The following is a 22,017-nucleotide window of genomic DNA, read 5'->3' as shown; positions in this document are numbered from 1 at the left end:
TAATTGCCGATAATAAGTGAGCGTGTTGCACTCTTAAAAACAACAAACAAGGCCCATGAAAAGTACGTTAATTCCTTTTCATGGGCCTTGTATTATTGGATTATTCATTGTCTGATTGTGTTTCTCTTTGGCGCGCTTTTACTTTCGACTCAATATCTCGGTTTAAGCTCAGCTCGATTTTTTTACCGACATACCAGAGTATAAAGATAATGACAGCGATAATCGCTGTACGTCCCGGATTGGTGAAAAGCGAGACGATGTCATGCCCTACATAGCTGATTGTAAAAATCATCACCAGTTTCCCCGCTAAAACCGCAAAGATATATTTCGAACGGCTGATATGCGACAAGCCGGCTACAATATTGACGACAGCCGATGGTGTAAAAGGAAAGCACATCAATAGGAAGAGCGGTCCAAAACCATGCACATCAAGCCATTTCGTCAATTTTTTTACTTGTTTATGACGTTGTATGAAAGTAAGAAGCTTTGTATGACCAAATCTCCGTATCAATAAAAAAACAAGGATGGCACCTATGGTCGATCCAATCCACGTCAAAAGAAAACCTAGCCATAGACCGAACGCATTCGTATTGGCGATCACAAACACTACCAATGGAAGAAACGGCAAGAATGCTTCCAAAATCGGCAGCAAAATGCCGGGAATCGGTCCAAAAGCTTGATAGCTTTTGATTAACTCTAATATGTATTCCTCGCTGAATAGTTCTTTCATAGTGTCGAAATCCATAGTATGCACCTTCTAATCTTTATAGGTAAGATACTTTCATACAAAATAAATACTCTCTCTATGTACATTATATAATAATTGGTCTACCGTTTTCTTATTTTACAACAAAATGATTAAAGTACACATGTAATGCATACTTTAATCATACATCTATTTTGCATCAAAAAAAATAGAGAATTATTAAGAAAAACCGGCACCGGTCCTTTTTCATCATGAGCATACTACTTCGATTCACATCGATGAAAAAGGAGCATGCGGGAACCGAAATGCGGAAGCGGCCCGTTCAGCCCCGACCAGCATAAGACGAATCACGTAGGAAATTGTAAAATTTCCGGAGTGATTTGACTTATGACCTCGAGGGGCTGGCCGCTGCAGCTAGACAAATTCTAAGAAGGAACAGCGACTAAGAGCTCTACGTCCTGTAGCAACGTCGCTGTGACTCTCATCGTGAGAGCCCCACACAAGAAACCCGCTCTTGGTTTCTTGGGGGAGGCAGTAAGTAATGAACATCGGCTAAAAACGCCACGTCCTGTGGCAACGCCGATATGACCTACATCCTGTAGGCCTCCGAGCATGGCAGGTGTAAGATTAGACAATTAGAAAAACCAGCACCGGTCCTTTTTTCCCGACCCTTACTTAAATTCAAAGAAGACTTGAAACTTAGTTGCTGTTTCGGTATGATAAAAAAGGAACACATGTTCGTTTTAAAATTAGCTGGAGGGAAGGAAAATGACCCGCATACCGGAAGAAGACCGCGACATAATTGAACAGGCTATTTATTTGCCGATGGTCCTGACTGTTCTTCAGCGCGACATTGCAATTATCCAAAAAAGCCCCTTTAAACTAAGAAATCCGTATATCATTTGGATTGAACAAACAATCAAGGTTGTCCAGTCAGAATATACGGAAGCAAAGAAATATTTACGCCATGAAAATATTAAAGTAAGTGAACTGAAGCGAGATGAGGATTTCACAATGTTTCTTTTTATTTATAAAGGTTATGAAGAACGTCACAGCTATTTCAATCCCCGTATCAGAAACAAGGTTGAAGAACTGATGAAGCACTACTTATACGAACGATTTTCAAAAAATATATAACCAATTACTTAATTCCGTCATAACGCCTTCTTGTTTCCGCAATTTTTTGGTCCAATTTCGATTTTAAAATAGCGGATCGGGCAACCTGTGTTTCAAACGTTCCATATGATACCGGAATAATAAGCTGCTTTCTGTTTGTAAACGTGACAATAACTTCTGTGGAACTAAATTTCTCATGTTTATCGACTTGCATAGCTGAAACCCAAATACATTCATCCCGTTCCGGAGAAGTTGTAGGAAAGACAAACATAGAAAATGTTTTTTCAATTTCAATAGGAGCCTTATGTGTATATCCGGTCATACTGCGGGTTGCACATCTCCTGCCATCATAATCACTACCGAAGAGTTCACATGTTCTTTTCACAATATCTGTAGGTTTCATTGGACAAATATATTCTTGATCTGCTTCAATGATACGTGAGTACACTTTCCCGTCTTCATAGTGCGGCAAAATAGCCAAAGTATAAGGATTAATTTCATACTCATCAACAAAAATTGCATTTTCCGTTAACATCAATTCCCCTCCAATTTAATTAATTTGGCAACGTTTTAGACAACGCGCTATAAAAAATACATAAGCAATTATAAAATACCACATCTTTCCTCCCATGACATTGTGTTCAAGAAAATTTCAGAAATAAATTTCCTATTTTTGTTTTTTAATTTTTAAGAATTTTCAGTTGATTTATCTTCAAAAATTCATTATAATTATAAAAAGCTATGAGGGGTGATGCTTCATGAATCATGAAAGTTCATACACAGAAACAACGAAAAACGCAGCCATGAAGAAACAATCAGGATCAGAATCATTTATGTTGGAACTCTATGTCAATATGATGCTTCAAGAAGCGCTTTTAAAATCTGAAAAAGAAAAACTCCTACTAAAAATCAACGACGCACTTGACCACAAGAACAAAGAACAATTTATGAAATACAGTAAGGAATTACAGGAAGTGATGAAGAAATTCGGCACTTAAGAACAAAAGCGCAAGCGCCCTGTTTAGCACCGTATGAACTGGAGGCCGCCGACCGAGATAAAGGAAACACGAAGAACGATAGTGATTCGATGTTGACTTATCGAAGAGAGGTTGCCGAAGGGCAATAGGTGCTGGGCGCTGGAGCTAGATGTCGATACACTTGTTTTAGTCTTACACCTCGAAACTTCAAAACTGAATTTTATAGCATAAATGAATAGCCAGGCTGCATTTTTGCAGCCTGGCTATTTTATTTTTCCTCATAATTCTCTGCCGTCGAAATTCTTTCAATCATCGTAGGATGCCCGTAGCGGAATACCTTTACAAGCCAAGGTGGATTCACTTGATTAAGCGATGATTTAGAAAGCTCCTGAAATGTCTTCACTGCCGCTTCCTTGTTATTTGTCATTTCTAAAGCATAACGATCAGCCCGGCTTTCTTGATATCGGGATACCGTATTGGATATCGGATCAGAAACAAATGTCAAAACAGAAAGAATACACAGAAATAACAATAATCCGGATAAGCTATTCGGACTTTCTATCCGCAGCAACTTTCCCCATTTCCGAATGATTAAATTCATTATTTTTGCAGTTAGGCCAAAACCGAATAATGCTAACACCAAATACAGTCCTACACCGATATAAACATGTTTCTCTACGTAATGCGCCATTTCATGGGCCATAATGAACAATATCTCTTCATCGGTTAACTTATTTAACGTCGTATCCCACAACACAATCCGTGAATTAGCTCCTATCCCTGTAACGTAGGCATTCATCGCATTCGTTTTTTCGGCCATATTGACTTCAAACACATGATCAGCCGGGATACCCGCTTCTTCAGCCATCGCCAAAATTTTCGCTTCTAGTTCTTTATCTTTTAACGGATAAAAATCATTATAGAGAGGGTCGATAATAGTTGGCTTTACAAACATAAAGAAAAGCGTAAACGGAATCATTGCCATCCATAAATAGAGCCACCATCTTTTCGGACTTTTAGATCGAACATAAAAGAAGACAAACGCAATTCCTAACATGATTACCAGTCCAATCCAAAAGCCAATCACTTCATCCTTCATCCATAAACTGAAGCTTTGCGTGGAGATGCCATACTTTTCGGAAAAATAGTGCCCCGCATAATTAAATGGAAACATTGCGATAAATGATAGCAACGAAAGGAAGAAAACATATATCGCCTGACGCAGCACCGAGATTTTACCGACGATTCGGGCTGAATTCTCCATTCGCTTCGACAGACCAAGCACCAATACAAGAAAATAAAAAAGCCAATCAAACGGTGCCTCTAAAAAAAATAGAAAGTTGCGTATCTCCGAGTATTCTTCACTCAAAATCAGCTGCTGTTTATTCATAAATGTCGCCGAATCAGCGCTCGTCCCCTTTAACGCTTCCGGAATACCCGTATCCGCCCATTGAAATATATACAAATACAATGTTACAGCAAATGCTAAATATAACCCGATTGCCATTTTGACAGCCCTTCCCATATTCACACTCCTCTCTTCTATACAAGCCATATTATTATTGTAGTAGGCGAATACAAAAATAGAACCAGTATTCCTCTTTGCCTTACAATACGAAAGTTCATATATTTTTCAATACTTTTCTTATTTACCCACTCTTTTCCATACTTAATTAAGTTATGATACTTACAATCAGCTTAAACTATTTTACATAAATAGGGGTGGGAGAAATGAAAAAAATATATATCACTTTTGTTACTTTATTAGTGCTTGGCATCGGCTCTGGAATCTACTATTTTACCGGCTACAAACAATCTAAAATGATCATACCTGAAAACCTGGTATTGCAAACCTATGAAGGCAATGACTTTTCTTTTAGTAATATGCCTCCCAAAGTCAGGCTGATTGAATTCATGTATACGAAATGTCCCGACATTTGCCCGAATACGACACATACAATGAGACAGCTGCAGAACGAATTGATCGAACAAGGTGTATTCGAAGACAAGGTTGAATTTGTGACAGTCACGTTCGATCCGACTAACGATACAAAAGAAGTTCTTTCTAATTATGCTGAATTGTTTGAGATGAATAAGACAGACGGATGGCATCTGTTGACAGGCACGAAGGAAGACATTCGCGAATTGGCCAGTACATTCGAATTTAAATACCGTGATTCCGGTACAGGAGAATTCGTTCATACGAGCGCCACTTATTTACTGGATGAAAACAATCGGGTTATTGATATTTTCGGTATGGGCCAAGATGATTTCATTAAAGAAGAGGTCTACAAAAAAATCTTAAAAAATATAGATGCATAGAAAAATAGCCTGGCTGGACAGTCATCGACTGTAGCCAGGCTATTTTTTAAGGAATGAAAAAAGGACCGGCGACGGTTTTTCTAATTGTCTAACCTTACACCTGCCATGCTCGGTCCTAAGCTGCCTCCCCCAAGAAACCAAGAGCGGGTTTCTTGTGTGATTCATCTTAGTCCTCCCGCATGCCTCCTTTTTCATCGAAGTAAATCTAAGGAGCAAATTCATGATGAAAAAGGACCGGTGACGGTTTTTCTAGATAAGCATTGCCCGGTCGCTTGCCATCTGCTCGCCGCGGATTCTCTGGAATTCATTAAGCAGCTTATCAATCGTCAGCTGCTGTTTTTCCTGTTCATTACTTTCAAAGATTATTTGCCCTTTGTCCATCATGATTAAGCGATTCCCAAGGTCCAATGCCTGCTGCATATTGTGGGTAACCATTAATGTCGTCAGCATATTCTCTTCGACAATTTTCTTCGTCAATGTTGTGATTAGCTCGGCTCTCGCAGGATCAAGTGCTGCAGTATGCTCATCCAAAAGCAAAATTTTCGGATCAGTAAAGGTAGCCATCAACAATGACAATGCTTGACGCTCACCGCCGGACAACAAACCGACTTTCGCCTGCAAACGGTTTTCAAGTCCAAGATGCAGAGTCTCCAGCTTTTCTTTAAAAAAGTCTCTCCGCTTCTTATTTAAACCGAGACGAAGTGTTCGTCTCTGTGTGCGGTTGTATGCAATAGCCAAGTTCTCCTCGATCGTCATAGTCGGCGCTGTACCAGCCATTGGGTCTTGGAATACACGACCGATTTCCATTGCCCTTTTATGTTCAGAAAGAGCCGTTACAGTCTTCCCATCAATGATTACATCACCAATATCAGGTGTCAGCTTTCCGGAAATCATATTCATAAGTGTCGACTTGCCAGCTCCATTACTTCCGATAATTGTGACGAAATCGCCTTTCTTCAACTGCAAATCAATATTCGAAAGCGCCATTTTTTCATCTGGTGTCGCTTCATTAAATACTTTATTAATCTGCTTTAATTGTAGCAATGCGATCACCCCTTCCGTGCCCTGCCTTGATTTCTAGCAAACGTTTCTGCTTTCTCCGTTTTTCCTTCTGTTTATCAATAATTTTCGGAAGAATGAGGGCTATTATAACGATTAAAGCTGTAATCAGCTTCATATCGCCTGCTTGCAGCTGTAAAAATTTTGCCTGCATTGCCAATGTGATGATAATTCGGTAAATGATCGCTCCCCCTACTACCGCAAACGTAGCTCTCACAATCGTTTTCGCTCCAAAAACCGCTTCTCCGATAATGACCGAAGCAAGACCAATGACAATCATCCCGATTCCAAGACCGATATCGCTAAAACCGCCGTATTGGGCAATCAATGCTCCCGATAGAGCAACCAAACCATTCGATAAGCCAAGCCCAAGTACTTTCATGCTATTTGTATTGGCTGAGAAACTTTGCACCATCCCCGTATTATCACCGGTTGCCCGCAAAGCGAGGCCAATTTCTGTTTTCAAGAATGCATCAATCAATAGCTTGATTACAATCGTGACAATCAGCATCACTAGCAGAACGCCCCATCCTGTCGGGAGAACACCCTTTAGTCCGACAAGACCTAACAAACCGCCCATCATTTCGTCTAATCCAAGTGAAGACCATGATTCACGTATTTTCGAGATGACAGTATCCTCCGATAACAATGAAACATTCGGTCTTCCATCCATAATTCGCAAATTGATGGAATATAAAGCAATCATCATTAAAATCCCTGACAACAACGGATTGATACCACCCTTTGTATGCAAAAGACCAGTCAATACGCCGGCTGCAAATCCGGCAAAAATGGCCATTACTGTTGCGAATACCGGCGGATACCCATTCACAATTAATATCGCCGCTGTCGCTCCTCCTGTAACAAAGCTGCCGTCCACCGTTAAATCAGGAAAATCTAGAATTCTAAATGATAAATAAACACCAAGTGCCATTATGGCATATATGATTCCTGCCTCTAAAGAGTTAAAAATCGCAGTAGGCATATATTCCTCCCCCTTCATTCACATTATGCCGTAAACTAATGAAGCTTTTAATAATACCAAGAAGGCTGACTATAAGAAGAAAATTTTCTTCTTATACAGTCAGCCTTTTACTTCCTACTCTATGAATTCAGCCTCTTTTTCCCACTCTGGCTTGATTTCGATACCCATTTCCTCAGCTGCCTTTTTATTGATTACAAGTTTTAATTGATCTGGATATTCTGCCGGTATTTCTCCCGGTTTTTTACCGTTTAATAAAATGTCGGCTGCCATCTCGCCTGCACGATAGCCTATATCATAATAATCAAAGCCATATGCTGCAAAACCGCCGTTCGCTAGGGAATCCAGTTCACCGACAAATAATGGAATATCTTGTTCATTGGCTACCATTACTACAGAATCAAGTGCCGAAACAACTGTATTGTCAGTAATGATATAAATGACATCAGCTTTGCCGATTAAAGACTCAGCTGCTTGCTTTACATCAGCAGAAGTTGCAACTGAAGCTTCTACAAGCTCTAATCCTGCCTTCTTAGCTTCAGCTTTCATCGTTTCGATTTGAACAACCGAATTTTGCTCGCCGGCATTGTATACTGTTCCGATAGTTTTCGCGCCCATTTCTTCCGCAATGAATTTCACTGTATTCGGAATCGCATCCGGATTAGCATCTGATGTACCTGTCACATTGCCTCCAGGCGCTTCCATTGAAGCAACAAGCTTCGCTCCCACAGGATCTGTTACTGATGTAAATATGATTGGAATATCTTTCGTAGCATTTAACGCCGACTGCGCACTCGGCGTCGCATTAGCGAAAATTAAATCAACTCCGTCGGCGGTAAATTTGCTGGCGATTGTCGCGGCATTATTTGGATCTCCTTGAGCGCTCTGCTCATCATATTCCGCTTCTACCCCTTTATCTTTTAAAGCATCTTTAAATCCTTTTCCTGCCTCATCCAAAGATGCATGCTCAACAATTTGTGTATAACCGATTTGGAATGTCTCTTTGTCGTCTCCGCTGCTTTTACCTGCGTTATCCTCACTGTCATCTCCACAGCCTGCAAGCAACAGCATTGAAAGCACACTTGCTGTTAACCCTAATTGCCACTTCTTCATACAAATCCCCCTATATAAATATTACTTTAATACTTTTATGCTTTTATGTGTTAAATTAATTATAACGACTTATCCTAATAATTCAACTAATTTGTTTAAATATTTAGAAATTTCATTTTATATACTTCTATTGATTTTATTCATATTAATTTAATATTACTCTAAAACAGAACATGCACCAGATTATGTGAGCATCAGGTGCACGTGCTGTTTTATTTATAATTCGAATACGAACAATTTATTCTTCCGGATTACGCGTTAGTTGTAACAGTTTCTTTTAATGAACGGCGAAGAATTTTCCCTGTCGTATTTTTAGGAAGTTCATCCAAAAATTCTATCTTCGTCGGAATTTTATATTTCGCTAAATGCTCCTCACAGTAACTGCGAAGCTTTTCTTCCGTTAAACCGGGATCCTTTGAAACAACGAAAGCATGAACAGCTTCTCCAAAATTCATATCAGGCACACCGACAATTGCGGCTTCGACAATATCCGGATGAGCAAACAATACTTCTTCCACTTCGCGAGGATATACATTATAGCCTCCGACAATAATGAGATCCTTTTTGCGGTCAACAATATAGAAATAACCTTCTTCGTCCATCTTTGCCAAATCTCCTGTATAAAGCCAGCCGTCTTTAAGAACAGCAGCCGTTTCCTCAGGCATTTTGTAATAGCCCTTCATGACATTGTGGCCTCTTACGATTAATTCGCCAACTTCACCAGGAGGTAGTTCTTCTCCTAATTCATTCACAACTTTATTTTCGACATTTACGATTGTCGTGCCAATTGAACCAGGCTTGCGAGGACGATCTAACGGGTTGAAGCATGTTACCGGAGAAGCTTCTGATAAGCCGTATCCCTCTGAAATACGAACATTGAATTTCTTTTCGAAATTTTCAAGCAATGCAACCGGCAATGAAGCGCCTCCGCTTATGCATAGACGCAACGTTTGGAAATCTTCCACATCGCCGCCTTGCTGTAAAATGAAATTATACATCGTCGGAACTCCCGCAAAGACTGTTGCTTTATGCTCTCTAGCAACTCTATGAATCTCAGAAGGAGAGAATCTCGGAACAATAATGATTGTTCCTCCCATGAGTAATGGCGCATTCATCGCAACCGTCAAACAAAACACGTGGAACATCGGCAAAGTCGTAATGACACGATCACTACTGCTAAACCCTAAATATTCTCCGACATCCTTCGCATTACTGTATACATTGCGGTGTGTCAGCATAGCTCCTTTCGGTTTGCCGGTAGTACCCGATGTATAAAGAATGACCGCTACATCATCATCTTCAACAGTCGGTTCCTGGAATTCCCCTTGCCCTAAACCAATTACATTCATAAAAGGAATCAATTTATTGTAAACGCTTAAATTGGAAATATCGCTATCAACCGCTACCTGGCCTGTCTCACAAATAATGTAATGCTCCAGCTTTGGAAGATGCTTATGTAAACCTTCTGCTAATGGCACAAGCATATCAAGAATAATCGCGACTTTTACGTCACCATTTGCCAAAATGAAACTGATTTCATCACTTGTATAAATCGGGTTAATAGGTATGACCGTTGCCCCTGCACGCAAAGCACCGTAAAAGCCAATTAAAAAGTGCGGAGAATTGCCTGTAATCAATGCAACATGATCCCCTTTTTGCACGCCTAATTTGGTTAAGCCATTGGCGAACATAGTTACAGCACCGTCTAACTCAGCATATGTTTTTTGTTGGTCAAGGAAGTGGTATGCTATTTTATCTCCATTACTTAGTGCTGCTTTGTGAAGCTGTGACGATAAATTCATCTGAAATCCCCCTTTTTCAATAATGCAGTCTTCACTATAGAAAGAAAGCATGCAAACCTTAAAAAGCATAAACACCAAGAATCCCTTAACACTGCTGCTGAAACTGTTATGTCAGGATTTTCTGTTTGAACCGACAAGAAGAGTGAATTATCGTTCATTCTCCTATTTTTATTATATAGCACAATTTATTTACACTTCAACCATTATTAGGATATATATTCAAATATTTGTAATGAAGTGAACAAAAGAAGAGACTGCTTGAAAGTTATCCACTACAAGCAGTCTCTTCTTTTTAATAAATCGTATTCACAATATCTTCTGTTGTTACATTACCAAAGTAATGTTTAATATCCACTTCGTTCAAAGTTTCTGCAATCGCTTCTTTTTCATATGTAACACCAACCAATTTGTTCTCAATGTCCGCGACATCTCCGACACCGAAGAAATCTCCGTATATTTTGCAAGACTCAATTATGCCTTTATTGACTTCCAGGCGGAATTCAATTAAACCGACCGGGAATCTTTTAGAATTTTGCACATTGAACTTTGGTGATTTTCCGTAGTTCCACTCCCACGTTTGATAACGCTCTTCCGATAGCTTATAAATATTTTTCCAATCTTCTTCCGTCAATACATACTCAGGAATTTCCGAAGCTCCTTCGAAAATATTTTTCAAAAGCTCCAATCGGAACTGTTCAATTGTCATCGGTTCCTTTAAGAACTCGCTGATATTAGCGACACGGCTTCGAATTGACTTAATTCCTTTTGACTCAATCTTATCTTTTCTTACTTTCAAAGCAGAAACGATATGATCCATTTCTGAATTAAAAAGCAGCGTACCGTGGCTGAACATTTTACCTTTTGTTGCAAATTGGGCGTTTCCTGATATTTTTCTGCCCTCTGCCATAATATCGTTACGACCGCTAATTTCTGCTTTCACACCCATTTTTTCAAGCGCCTTTATGACAGGCTCAGTGAACTTTTTAAAATTATGAAAGCTATTGCCGTCATCCTTCGTAATGAAGCTGAAGTTTAAGTTCCCTAAATCATGGTAGACAGCTCCTCCTCCGGATAAACGTCTCACTACTTTAATGCTGTTGCTTTCCACATATTCTGTATTAATCTCTTCAATTGTGTTTTGATTTTTCCCGATGATGATAGAAGGTTCATTGATATAGAACAGTAAATAAGTATCATCTTCGCCTAAGTTTTTCAAGGCATATTCTTCAATCGCTAAATTGATGCGAGGATCAGTAATTCCTTTATTGTCAATAAACAGCATGTCAGTACCTCCAAATGCTTAGATATACGGATAATTATACGCTTTTTTCCAGTTACATCTCAACAAGTCTGCCCATTGATTAACTGTTTGAAATTCTCAATAAAAATAAAATTGTTATAAAACATATATTGACACAATTAATCTGTTATATTACAATGTGTATATAACAATTATCAGAAAATTCCAAGCGAAATAAATTATCCGAAATACTAGGAGGTCATGAAAATGATTGAGAGCAGCGTAGAATTTTTTAAAAATCTTCCGCCGAAGCAATGCACTGAGTGCGGAAATGCGATTGAAGAACAACATGAGTGTTACGGAAATAAATGCGACCAATGTAATCATTTAGCTTAACTTCGGGTTAGTCAAAATACTTTCAACGGTATTTTGCTTCCATAATTTATGATGTCAGATCTCTGACTCATACTCCCTCTTTGCTTTTGTATGTGCACCCCTAACTTGTGCATGCAATGCGAGATGCGCTTTTCGCGCACTCACTTGGATAACCGATCGACTAAAAATGATTGGTTATTTTTTTTGGCTATCATAAAAGCAGAAAAAACTCAGTCCATAATATTAGGACTGAGTTTTTCATTTTTAGGCTACTGATTCATTTGTATGATCCATCTTTTTAAATTTGATAAAGAAATAAGAGATGGAACCTACAACGAACAGAGCCGTAAAGATGCATAGTGTACCGACATTACTCCATAGTACGCTCATATCACCGCTTGAGATTGCTGCTTTATATCCTTTAACTGAATATGTCATCGGCAAGAACTCATTGAATTTTTGCAGGAAGTTCGGAATTAATTCAAGCGGGAATGTACCTGCACTTGTTGTTAATTGCAAAATCAAAATCAAGATTGCAATGAAACGCCCCGGATTTCCAAATGACGTTACAAAGAATTGGATTAATGCCATGAATGTAATACTTGTTACAATGCTGAACAAGAAGAATAATGGAACACTTTGCACTTCAATATCTAATCCAGTTATAACAAGTGCTGCAGCAATTACGGCTTGAATTGTACCGATAATAGCCATTACCCCAAACTTACTCATAAACCAAGTGAAAGCATTTTTCGGTTCCACAGCTGGTTCATATAATGGAAATACAATTGATAGTAGTAATGCACCAACAAACAAACCAAGAGATAGGAAGTATGGCGCAAAACCTGTACCATAGTTTGGTACGTGATCAACAGCTTCTTTAGTGACTTCAAGTGGCTGTGAAATCATATCATGCGTTTTATCTGTTGCATTTACTTCACTGCTATCTTTTGCCGCATCAGTTAAAGCTTCTTCAAACTCTTTAGCGCCTTCCGCTGCTGTTGATGTACCATCAGCAAGCTTAGATGCTCCATCTGAAAGCTTAGAAGATCCTTCAGCTAGCTGTTCGGAACCATCTGAAAGCTTTGTTACACCGCCAGCCAACGTTTGAATACCTGCGTTTAATGTTTGTGATCCTGTTGCTGCATTTTGAAGCTTGCTTCCAAATTGCTGCATGCCTGAGACAACTTGTTCTTGTCCGGCTTGAAGTTTACCTAAACCTGTATTCAGGCTTGAACTACCCTCATTTAATTGTCCTAAACCTTGTTGCAATGAAGTTTGTGCACCTGAAAGCTGACCTAAACCTGATGACAATGTTTGCGAGCCACCTGCCAGTTGATCAGCAGCTCCGGCAAGTTGACTTGTACCAGATGCAACCTGACTACTTCCGGCAGCCAATTGCTCCATGACAGCTTTAAGCTGTGCTTGTGCTTGTTCCGGAAGTGCTGCCATATAAGGAGCCATACTCTGTTGTAAAGCAGCAATGCCCTCACTTACTTTCGTTGCACCAGCCGCTGCTTCGCTTGCTTTACCACTCCAAGCAGTTAAATTACTTGACAATGAATCAGCACCTGATTGCAACTGACCTGTCGCATCAATCATTTGGCCAACTGAAGAATAAGCTGTATTCATACCCTCACTAATTTGCGTACTTCCAGCTGCCGCTTCATCAAGTCCGGCCTTTACTTCTTCTGAACCGCTTTGTAATTTGCCCTGTGCCTCGCTCAGCAACCCAAGTCCTGTCGATAAATCCTCAGAACCGCTGCTTAATTGACCTACACCTTCATCTACTTGGCTAACACCGTTTTTGAATTCAATCTGCTTTTCAGCAAGTGTTGCTAAGCTATCTTTTAATGTAGTTGAACCATCATTAATTTCTGTTAAGCCTTCGCTAAGTGTTCCAGCACTTTCACTGGCAGTTTGGAATCCGTCAGCCATCGTTTCTATATTATCAAAAATTGTCTCAGAATATGTCTTAATAATTTGCTCTGAAACAGATGATTTTAAAATCTCCATAGCTGTTTCGCCAATTTGTGCCGATAAGAAGTTAAGTCCTTCATTCGGAACGTAGACTACTTCCAATTTTTTAGGATTGTCATCAAGAACTGTTGTTGCATTTTTAGAGAAGTCTTTCGGTATTTCAATCAGCATATAAAATTCTTGATTTTTAAGCTTCTCATAGCCTTCCTCTTTATCTACTACAACAAAATCAAATTTTTTATCTTCCATTAAATTATCTACTAACTCATCGCCAACGTGCAATTTCTTATCATTGAACGATGCACCTGTATCCTCATTTACAACAGCAACAGGTAGTTCCTCCATTTTGGCATATGGATCCAAGAAGGCCCATAAAAACATGCCGCTATATAGCACTGGTATAAATAATATAGCGATTACTGGAATCAAAAGCTTTTTACTTTTAAAGATTGATTTCCATTCGCCCAAAAACGATTTTCCTATCATAGCTACTCCCTCAATTTACATATGAATTAATGACTAAATTATTCATTTGGTCATTCGATGCCCAAAATTAGGATTATCACTATTTTGATAATCCTTTTAAGATGAATACTTGGAACAGTCTAACAATCTCTTCTTCTTTCAACGGTTTATGATTCTTTTCCCAATCAAAAATGATGGTATTGTACATTTTTAATAGCAAAAAAGCCAGTAGTTCTGTATTTGAGACGGTTAATTCACCTTTTTCGACAGCCATTTCAATCTTTTCTTTTATATATTGAATAATGGCATTTTCGATTTCTTGTACCATCTCAGAAACTGTTCTTGTTCCCATTTCCTTCTCTTCATCGAATAATTTCATCATAAATTGATGATCTTTACGATATTGCAAAATCGCAAATAAGCCATTATATATATTCTCATGAATAGCTTTATCAGGAGAAATATTTTCATCAGCAACCATTTTCATTTCCTCTATGAATTTATGTACAATCTCCTTGAACAGTTGCTCTTTATTTGTGAAAAATGTATAGATTGTACCTTTTCCTACATTTGCAAGCCGTGCAACCTGCTCAATAGTTGTCGCTTTATATCCAAAGATTGTAAACGACTTAGTTGCCGCCTCTATAATTAACTGCTTGCGATCAATCGACATTCCATCACCTCAACCTACAATTCAATAATGACCAAATGAACAAAACAGTCAGTTAGTACAGCAAGAAATATATCACAGCTAAATTTAAAATGCAATACAAATTAAGAATGGATTTATATATTTAAAAAGAGACTTCTCTAAGTCTAGATTTGACTTAGACGAAGCCTCTTTAAACATTTTTAAGCATTTTTGCCGATTTTCTGAAGTACGACAGTTGCCATTGCATCAACAAATGCCGGCTGCGCATTCGGCATTGCCGGACGATAGTAGGCAGAACCTACTTCATCGCACACAACTTTACATTCGTAATCATTATCATAAAGTACTTCTAAATGATCTGCTACAAAACCGACAGGAATATAAACAAACACCTTATAACCATGTTCTTCGTGCAAGTCTCTTGTCAAATCCTGCACATCCGGCCCAAGCCAAGGCTCAGGCGTATTACCCGCACTTTGCCAGCCAACGTAATAATTGGCAACTCTCGCACCATCAGCAATTAATTTCGCTGTATGCTTCAATTGATCCGGATACGGGTCTTGGAATTGCAATATTTTCTCTGGCAAACTGTGTGCAGAAACAATCAACGCATAGTTGTCTCTTTGTTCCGCTGTCATAGCCGCAATCGTTTCCTCCATGCGATCAATCCAATATTGAATAAACTTTGGCTCATCATACCAGCTTTCGACGCATGTAATTTTTAAGCCGCCTAGCTTTTCAGCTTGCTCTAGTGCACGACCGTTATAAGACTTAACACTGAATGTTGAGAAATGAGGTGCCAATACAATGCTGACCGCTTCTTCAATACCATCTTCCTTCATTTGTATTACAGCATCTTCAACAAATGGCTCAATATGCTTTAAACCTAAGTATGCTTTGAATTCCACTTCATCCTGGATTGCATTCAGATGTTGCTCTAATGCTTTTGCTTGCTGTTCTGTAATAACGGCAAGCGGAGAAATTCCTCCAATCGCTTCATAGCGATCTTTCAAATCTTGAAGCATCTCATCCGTCGGTCTGCGTCCATGACGAATATGTGTATAGTATCTCTCAATGTCTTCTTCTTTATATGGCGTTCCATAAGCCATTACCAGTAATCCCATTTGCTTTTTCACTATGCATATCCACCTTTATCTTTAAGTTTCGATCCAAAACTGAAAATCTATTCTTATTTTTTGGAAGAATACGTGTGTATGAATTCTGTCAGACGTTTTAATGTATCTGGATTGACTTCAGGGAAAACGCCATGCCCTAAGTTGAAAATGAAGCCTGGCTGTTCCATGCCTTGATCTAATATTTCTTTTGCGCGCTCTTCAATAACAGACCAAGAAGATAATAGAATTGCCGGATCCAAGTTGCCTTGAACGGTTTTCAGAATGCCTTTTTGACGGGCTTCCGCAATAGGAAGACGCCAGTCAAGCCCTACAACATCAAGCGGCAAATCATTCCACTCAAGGGCTAAGTGGCTCGCTCCGACACCGTGCATTATTAACGGCACATTCTCTTCTTTTAAAGCAGTGAAAATTTTCTCCATCGTCGGTTTGATGAACATGCGGTAATCAGTCACATTCAATGTTCCAACCCAGGAATCAAATATCTGCAGAGCTTTTGCTCCAGCCTTCACTTGTGCCTTTAAATAAACAATTGTCATATCGGCAAGCTTGTCCATTAGCGCAAACCATGCTTTTGTCTCAGAGTACATGAACGATTTCGTTTTGTTGTAATTTTTTGAAGGTCCACCCTCAATCATATAAGACGCCAAAGTGAAAGGAGCGCCCCCAAAGCCGATCAGCGGTACAGAAAGCTGTTCTTCTGTCAATAGTTTAATAGTATCGAGCACATAAGGAATATCTTCTTCAGGCGTAATCTCGCCAAGTTTCTCCACATCTTGAATCGATGTAATCGGATTGGCAATGACCGGACCTATGCCCGTTTTAATTTCAACATCCACTCCAATTGCAGGAAGCGGAGTCATAATATCTTTATATAAAATTGCCGCATCAACTCCATATTGCTCGACTGGCAATCTTGTTACGTATGCACAAAGCTCCGGCTGATGCGTAATTTCAAATAGCGAATATTTCTCTTTTATTTTTCTATATTCCGGCTGCGATCTTCCTGCCTGTCTCATATACCAAACCGGCACAAAGTCAGTAGCTTCTCCTCTTGCTGCCTTCAATAATGTGTCGTTAAATCCCTTAGACATTTCACATCCACCTTTCGTTCACAGTTCCCGTTCATTTTCATAAACAAGGACCAAGTTGCATATATTTAAATCTATTAATCACTTTTTTCAGACAATATGGTATCAATATACCTTGTTTCCACTATTGTTGTATAGGTAACTGTTTTATTTGTCGAAAAATTGACGTTTTTCAATTACATAAAAATTTTCTATAAATTAATTATGCAAACGGCTTATAAAAATAGCAGATTTCCTCCGATTAAGGTTAAACTAAGGTTATATAAAAACGAAGGAGTCGAGTATATGAAAGTTTACATCACTTCCGGAACCTTTACCTACTTATTGAACATGGTAAAGGAACATCCCGCTGAGCAGCTGCTTTTATTGCACAATAACCAATCAACACTGCTTCTTCAGGAAACAGATCGCAGCACACTCTTTAAAGTTCCAAGAAAATATGATTCAATCGTTCAATCAGGACAGCTTAAACAAGAAGGTTTCGTTGTCCTGTACCATGTTCCTGTCAATTCTGAATCACAGCCCGTTTTCGAGCATGAGTACAAAAAAAATTTAAAGAAAATAGAAGGCCAATCAGGCTTAATTGCCTATCGTTTCCTAAAGCCTCTAGGTTCCGATTCATATATTATTTTAACACAATGGCAAGAAGAAAGCGCATTCAAAGCATGGCAAAGCTCCGCTTCCTACATATCTGTCAATGATTTGAAATTGCCTCAGGCCAGCGCGCAAAAAATGTTTACCGGAGATCCATTCTTATCGAAGTACTCTGCTCCGACCATTGACGAATAGTAAATATCTGCCCGTAAAACGGGCAGTTTTAGTTTCGCCCTAGAAGGGCACTTCACCAACAAGCCCCTAAAGGGACCTCTAAATTGACCGTCAACCGTTTACTGTTCTATTTATCTTTGAATGGGTCAACATATTCTCGTTTGCTCATGTTGTCTCGCAGCTGATCCTCTAGTTCTTGTTCGCGTATGTATTTTGCGACTGTCTTTTCGTTCAAGCCTACCGTACTGGCATAGTAGCCCTTTGCCCAAAAAGTTCGATTCCCGTGATTATATTTCAAGTTCGCATGTCTATCATGGATCATTAACGAGCTTTTCCCTTTTAGATAGCCCATGAAGTAGGATACAGACATCTTTGGCGGTATCTTGACTAACATATGAATATGATCTGGCATCGCATGCGCTTCTATTATTTCTACATCTTTCATTTCACATAGTCTTCTTAATATCGCACCTATGTCCCTTCTTAATTTTCCGTACACTATTTTTCTTCTGTATTTCGGAATGAATACGATGTGATACTTACAATTCCAACGTGTATGTGATAAACTATTGTCACTCGACATGAGTAAAAGCTCCTTTCGTTACTTGAAGTTGGTTTGACGGCCATCTTTTATTATAACGAAAGGAGCTTTTTTCTGTTACAACTCTAGAAGTTTCGTTTGCACACACGCATAGCGTGTGGTTTAAAAAGACTAATATAAAAGGATGCCGATTTTTTATCGGCATCCTTTTATATTAGATGATTGTGAGAGCACGCTATTTCTTGTCCGAGAGCGCTATAGTTATTCCCACAGCTCTATCCCGTCAGCGATGACGCTATAATTTTCGCCACCGCGCTATCTTCCTTTGCGACGACGCTATTTTTTCTCTCACCGCGCTATCTTCCTCCACGACGACGCTATCTTTTTTCTCAGCGCGCTATTATTGCTGCGACGGCGCTATTCTTTTCAAAATTCGGCTCATTTCGGCTATTTTCTTTGCAAAAACTATCTATTTGGCTAGTTTTTCATTCATTTTCCCCGAAATCATTCCACTTTTTTCTTAAAAGTCAGTATAGGAACGAGCAACTTGTACAATTTTATCGTTAAAATGAAACAGACCAAACCAAGACAATAACCCGCAATAACATCTGATGGATAATGAGCACTTAGCACAATCCGGCTGATACCCGTCAAAACAATAACGACAATCGCAGCCAGCCATATTAGAAACTTCTTCCCTACTTCATCAAAACTCTTCGCCAAAAAATATGCTATTAAACTGTATGTGAATATTGAAAGCATAGCATGCCCGCTCGGAAAACTATATCCTACGGCATCAATTGCCGGATTAATGGAAGGACGGTCTCTGGCAACTAAGTGCTTTACAAAGCCGTTAAGACGATCAGTCAATGCCACGGTAATGGCGACTAAAGCAACCGCAACATAATCTTTTTGCTTTGTCCAAATCCACACTACTAATAACAAAGTGGCCAGACCGATGCCAATCCGCGAACCAAGTTCTGTCCAATACGTAAAAAACAGCTGAACAGTTCCTTCATTCCAGGCTTGAAAGTAGTGCTGAATCGGCTTTTCCCATGAAAACTCTATACCACTGTTAATCGTATACATAATCGCCATAAAGGCTATAAAAACTAAAACAGTTATAATTGCTGTAAAATATGTTCTCCTCGTCGCAAATTCTTGATTTTGCCCGCTCATTCTCTCCCCTCCTAAAACAGGAATTCCTTATTACACGTATATGTACAAAACCCTCCACTATTCTACTTTGTCCAAAATTATTAAGAAAAACCGGCACCGGTCCTTTTGGTAAAGCAGATACTTAAAAATTTGCAGGCATCTTAAGAGGATTACCATCTTAAACTTGTTATAAATCAAAAGGAGCCATGCGGGAGGACTAAGATGAATCACACAAGAAACACGCCTTTGGTTTCTTGGGGGAGGCAGTAAGTAATGAACATCGGCTAAAAACGCCACGTCCTGTGGCAACGCCGATATGACCTACATCCTGTAGGCCTCCGAGCATGGCAGGTGTAAGGTTAGACAGCTTTCAAAGTTCAAAAATTAATACTTTCTTAAGAAGAAAAAAAGCTGACCGAAAAGCTAGAGAAACTTTTCAATCAACCTTTTTCATTAATCCCACTTATGCTGCAGCTTGCGGACCACTTTTGCGTAATATGACTTCAGCAATAAAATCATCATGATGCTGATTGCCAGTACAGCAATAAAAGCGATCAAACTGTTTGTAAATAAAGCAACTAAAGCAAAAATTACGCCTTGAATGAACAGCACATTGGTCAGCAGCTTCTCAACGGCCTTATTTTTAACCGTTTCCGCAATCGGGTACAAATCATGCCAAATCATATTCTCATGCTGCCTGCGGATTGCAATCAATTGGAATCCCGTCACGTAAACAAACAGACCGGCTCCAATAATTTGAGGGATGAGTGATGTCAGAGATAAAAGTACAAAGATGCCAATCAGCGTCAATCGTACAAATAAGCCTAAAAAATCACTGCTTCTGCAAAATGTGCGGACATACAAATACGAATATGTATTTTCATGGCGATAGCCGACTAAAGACATAATCGGATTGAGCCATTGTCTCCGCTTGATCTTTTCTTTCAGTTTCGGCACATCCGTAAACATATTCGCAAATCGGTAAAAGGCCATCATCCGCTTATTTTCAAGTTCAATCAACAATTCCCATTTCAGCAGCTTTTGTTTTGTCGCTTTCTCAAAATAAAGGAAAAGCGCAAGAAGCACTACAAATAATAAAAGCACGTAGACGATGGATGCTTTCGAAAACAACAGCAGAGCCAGTCCAAAATTCATCAAGTAACGAACAAGCGAATCAATATGGCGCACCGAATTCTCTTGATAATGTAAAATCGACCATCTGATGCGGATATTAAAGTATTTCCACACAAGCAATACTGCAAATAAATAGAAGAAATCCTTCAGTTGCCCATTTTCAACAGCAGCATATAACGGCATAGCAACCGCTAAAAACATAAGCAAAATATAGCCTTGGAACACCGTGCTTAAACGAATGCTTCTTCTAAAATAATCATCCAGCTTCGTCTCGACCGGCAAAAGAAAGAACATATCCGGTTCCTTTAAAAAGGTATAAATCGGACTGTTCGTCAAAGGAATCGCCATTATCACTGCCAGTAATAGCGCGGCAGGAAACGAACCATCCAAAGAATCGACCCATTGGCTGTAATAATACGCCAAGCCTCCAAGACCGATCACAAGCACGATGACAAAGTGGCCGTTAAATATGTAGCGCATATATCGCTGCATTTCCTGCATAAACAAAGAAAAGCGCTCTTTCCACAACACAGTACTATTCATTGTCTTCCTCTTCCTTCGTCAATTCGATGTAAAGGTCATCCAATGAGGCGTTCGGCATCGCAAACTCGCGGCGTAAATCTTCAAGCGTACCCTTCGCACGAATTTGACCATTGTGCAAAATAATAAACGAATCACAATATTTCTCGGCTGTCGCCAATATATGTGTAGACATTAAAATGCCCGCTCCGCTTTCTTTCATATTATGCATTAACTGAAGCAAAGACTGAATTCCGAGCGGATCGAGTCCGACAAACGGCTCATCGACAATGTATAGCGAAGGCTTCACCAAAAAGGCGCACATAATCATTACCTTTTGTTTCATCCCTTTAGAAAAGTGGGCCGGGAACCAATTCAGCCGTTTCTCCATTTTGAATTCCTTCAATAGCTGCATCTTTCTTTCCTGAAATTCTTTTTCCGGAATGTTATAAGCCATCGCAGTCAGCTTCAAATGCTCATCCAATGTCAATTCATCATATAAAACCGGCGTTTCCGGCACATATGTGAACTGCTTACGATACTGTTCAACGTCGTTCTTTAGCGACATTCCATTGATCAAAATTTCGCCTTTTTTCTGCTCCATCGTTCCAATAATATGTTTAATTGTCGTACTTTTCCCGGCACCATTCAAACCGATCAAGCCGACAAGCTCCCCTGCATTGACCTCAAAGCTGACATCATTCAACACTAATTTTTTTGTATATCCACCGGATAAACCATTAACTTGTAAAAGTGACATGCCACATTTCCTTTCTATCCTCTTGCTTTCCTTCATTGCCGATAACGGCTGTCCTTAAAGTGTAACAAAAATTCGCACTTATATACAGAATGACAATAAAATTTTCCATAATAAACCATTATTA

21 protein-coding genes are annotated in these 22,017 nt (G+C 39.3%); 5 read left to right on the top strand and 16 right to left on the bottom strand.

The features are described from left to right. Positions 1-100: 100 nt before the first annotated feature. The gene (locus IEO70_RS18305; protein ID WP_190999816.1) at positions 101-745 is read right to left on the bottom strand and encodes a TVP38/TMEM64 family protein; all 645 of its coding nucleotides are present in this window, start codon (positions 743-745) and stop codon (positions 101-103) included. 729 nt (positions 746-1,474) lie between these two features. Between IEO70_RS18305 and IEO70_RS18300 the strand changes: the two genes are divergently transcribed. Beyond that, positions 1,475-1,843, top strand: coding sequence for a hypothetical protein (locus tag IEO70_RS18300; RefSeq protein ID WP_190999815.1), 369 nt, complete (start codon positions 1,475-1,477; stop codon positions 1,841-1,843). Positions 1,844-1,847: 4 nt separating this feature from the next. Here the strand turns inward: IEO70_RS18300 and IEO70_RS18295 are convergent, their stop codons facing one another. Next, positions 1,848-2,357 carry a competence protein ComK gene (locus tag IEO70_RS18295; RefSeq protein ID WP_190999814.1) on the bottom strand — a complete coding sequence of 170 codons (510 nt, stop codon included), beginning with the start codon at positions 2,355-2,357 and terminating at the stop codon, positions 1,848-1,850. Positions 2,358-2,580: 223 nt separating this feature from the next. Here IEO70_RS18295 and IEO70_RS18290 point away from each other — a divergent pair, with 223 nt between their 5' ends. Next, on the top strand, positions 2,581-2,820 hold the full coding sequence (locus tag IEO70_RS18290) for an IDEAL domain-containing protein (RefSeq protein ID WP_190999813.1): 240 nt from the start codon (positions 2,581-2,583) through the stop codon (positions 2,818-2,820). A gap of 247 nt (positions 2,821-3,067) precedes the next feature. On the opposite strand, the gene IEO70_RS18285 is transcribed toward IEO70_RS18290, so the two are convergent. Continuing rightward, the gene (locus tag IEO70_RS18285) at positions 3,068-4,324 is read right to left on the bottom strand and encodes a M48 family metallopeptidase (protein WP_190999812.1); all 1,257 of its coding nucleotides are present in this window, start codon (positions 4,322-4,324) and stop codon (positions 3,068-3,070) included. 206 nt (positions 4,325-4,530) lie between these two features. On the opposite strand from IEO70_RS18285, the gene IEO70_RS18280 reads away from it, so the two are divergent. Continuing rightward, positions 4,531-5,121 (top strand): SCO family protein, encoded by a 591-nt coding sequence (locus IEO70_RS18280; protein ID WP_190999811.1) that lies wholly within the window; start codon positions 4,531-4,533, stop codon positions 5,119-5,121. 249 nt (positions 5,122-5,370) lie between these two features. Here IEO70_RS18280 and IEO70_RS18275 read toward each other — a convergent pair whose 3' ends face one another. The 5 genes from IEO70_RS18275 to IEO70_RS18255 form a co-directional block, all read right to left on the bottom strand. Further along, positions 5,371-6,165, bottom strand: a complete 795-nt coding sequence (locus tag IEO70_RS18275) for an ABC transporter ATP-binding protein (protein WP_190999810.1) — start codon at positions 6,163-6,165, stop codon at positions 5,371-5,373. Further along, positions 6,143-7,165, bottom strand: a complete 1,023-nt coding sequence (locus IEO70_RS18270) for an ABC transporter permease (protein ID WP_190999809.1) — start codon at positions 7,163-7,165, stop codon at positions 6,143-6,145. The genes IEO70_RS18275 and IEO70_RS18270 overlap by 23 nt, the downstream gene beginning before the upstream one ends. Before the next feature lie 114 nt (positions 7,166-7,279). Further along, positions 7,280-8,275, bottom strand: coding sequence for an ABC transporter substrate-binding protein (locus tag IEO70_RS18265; protein WP_190999808.1), 996 nt, complete (start codon positions 8,273-8,275; stop codon positions 7,280-7,282). Between the two features lie 251 nt (positions 8,276-8,526). After that, the gene (locus IEO70_RS18260; RefSeq protein WP_190999807.1) at positions 8,527-10,077 is read right to left on the bottom strand and encodes a fatty acid--CoA ligase family protein; all 1,551 of its coding nucleotides are present in this window, start codon (positions 10,075-10,077) and stop codon (positions 8,527-8,529) included. A gap of 292 nt (positions 10,078-10,369) precedes the next feature. Then, a complete protein-coding gene (locus tag IEO70_RS18255; RefSeq protein WP_190999806.1) occupies positions 10,370-11,359 on the bottom strand; it encodes a lipoate--protein ligase in 990 nt (329 codons plus the stop codon). A gap of 225 nt (positions 11,360-11,584) precedes the next feature. Here IEO70_RS18255 and yhfH point away from each other — a divergent pair, with 225 nt between their 5' ends. Next, entirely contained in the window at positions 11,585-11,713 is a 129-nt protein-coding gene (gene yhfH / locus IEO70_RS18250; protein ID WP_190999805.1) for a protein YhfH, read from the top strand. 243 nt (positions 11,714-11,956) lie between these two features. Here yhfH and IEO70_RS18245 read toward each other — a convergent pair whose 3' ends face one another. The 4 genes from IEO70_RS18245 to hemE all read right to left on the bottom strand — a co-directional run bounded on the left by IEO70_RS18245 (position 11,957) and on the right by hemE (position 17,016). After that, the gene (locus IEO70_RS18245; protein ID WP_190999804.1) at positions 11,957-14,158 is read right to left on the bottom strand and encodes a YhgE/Pip domain-containing protein; all 2,202 of its coding nucleotides are present in this window, start codon (positions 14,156-14,158) and stop codon (positions 11,957-11,959) included. A gap of 79 nt (positions 14,159-14,237) precedes the next feature. Further along, on the bottom strand, positions 14,238-14,810 hold the full coding sequence (locus IEO70_RS18240; RefSeq protein WP_190999803.1) for a TetR/AcrR family transcriptional regulator: 573 nt from the start codon (positions 14,808-14,810) through the stop codon (positions 14,238-14,240). 179 nt (positions 14,811-14,989) lie between these two features. Next, positions 14,990-15,928, bottom strand: coding sequence for a ferrochelatase (gene hemH / locus IEO70_RS18235; protein ID WP_190999882.1), 939 nt, complete (start codon positions 15,926-15,928; stop codon positions 14,990-14,992). Between the two features lie 50 nt (positions 15,929-15,978). Next, the gene (gene hemE, locus IEO70_RS18230) at positions 15,979-17,016 is read right to left on the bottom strand and encodes a uroporphyrinogen decarboxylase (RefSeq protein WP_190999802.1); all 1,038 of its coding nucleotides are present in this window, start codon (positions 17,014-17,016) and stop codon (positions 15,979-15,981) included. 282 nt (positions 17,017-17,298) lie between these two features. Here hemE and IEO70_RS18225 point away from each other — a divergent pair, with 282 nt between their 5' ends. Then, entirely contained in the window at positions 17,299-17,802 is a 504-nt protein-coding gene (locus IEO70_RS18225) for an antibiotic biosynthesis monooxygenase family protein (RefSeq protein ID WP_190999801.1), read from the top strand. A gap of 106 nt (positions 17,803-17,908) precedes the next feature. On the opposite strand, the gene tnpA is transcribed toward IEO70_RS18225, so the two are convergent. From tnpA to IEO70_RS18205, 4 genes are all read right to left on the bottom strand, one after another. Then, positions 17,909-18,364 carry an IS200/IS605 family transposase gene (gene tnpA / locus IEO70_RS18220; protein WP_190996762.1) on the bottom strand — a complete coding sequence of 152 codons (456 nt, stop codon included), beginning with the start codon at positions 18,362-18,364 and terminating at the stop codon, positions 17,909-17,911. A gap of 462 nt (positions 18,365-18,826) precedes the next feature. Continuing rightward, positions 18,827-19,501, bottom strand: a complete 675-nt coding sequence (locus tag IEO70_RS18215) for a phosphatase PAP2 family protein (protein WP_190999800.1) — start codon at positions 19,499-19,501, stop codon at positions 18,827-18,829. Positions 19,502-19,933: 432 nt separating this feature from the next. Further along, the gene (locus tag IEO70_RS18210) at positions 19,934-21,157 is read right to left on the bottom strand and encodes an ABC transporter permease (protein WP_190999799.1); all 1,224 of its coding nucleotides are present in this window, start codon (positions 21,155-21,157) and stop codon (positions 19,934-19,936) included. Beyond that, complete coding sequence (locus IEO70_RS18205) at positions 21,150-21,893, bottom strand: ABC transporter ATP-binding protein (protein ID WP_190999798.1); 744 nt, start codon at positions 21,891-21,893, stop codon at positions 21,150-21,152. Before IEO70_RS18205 ends, IEO70_RS18210 begins: the two co-directional genes overlap by 8 nt. Positions 21,894-22,017 lie beyond the last annotated feature (124 nt).

This window comes from Peribacillus faecalis, from assembly GCF_014712675.1.
Taxonomy (GTDB): Bacteria; Bacillota; Bacilli; order Bacillales; family DSM-1321; genus Bacillus_AD; species Bacillus_AD faecalis.
The sequence above is the reverse complement of the archived record's forward strand: the minus strand, read 5'-3'. Positions and strand labels throughout refer to the sequence as shown.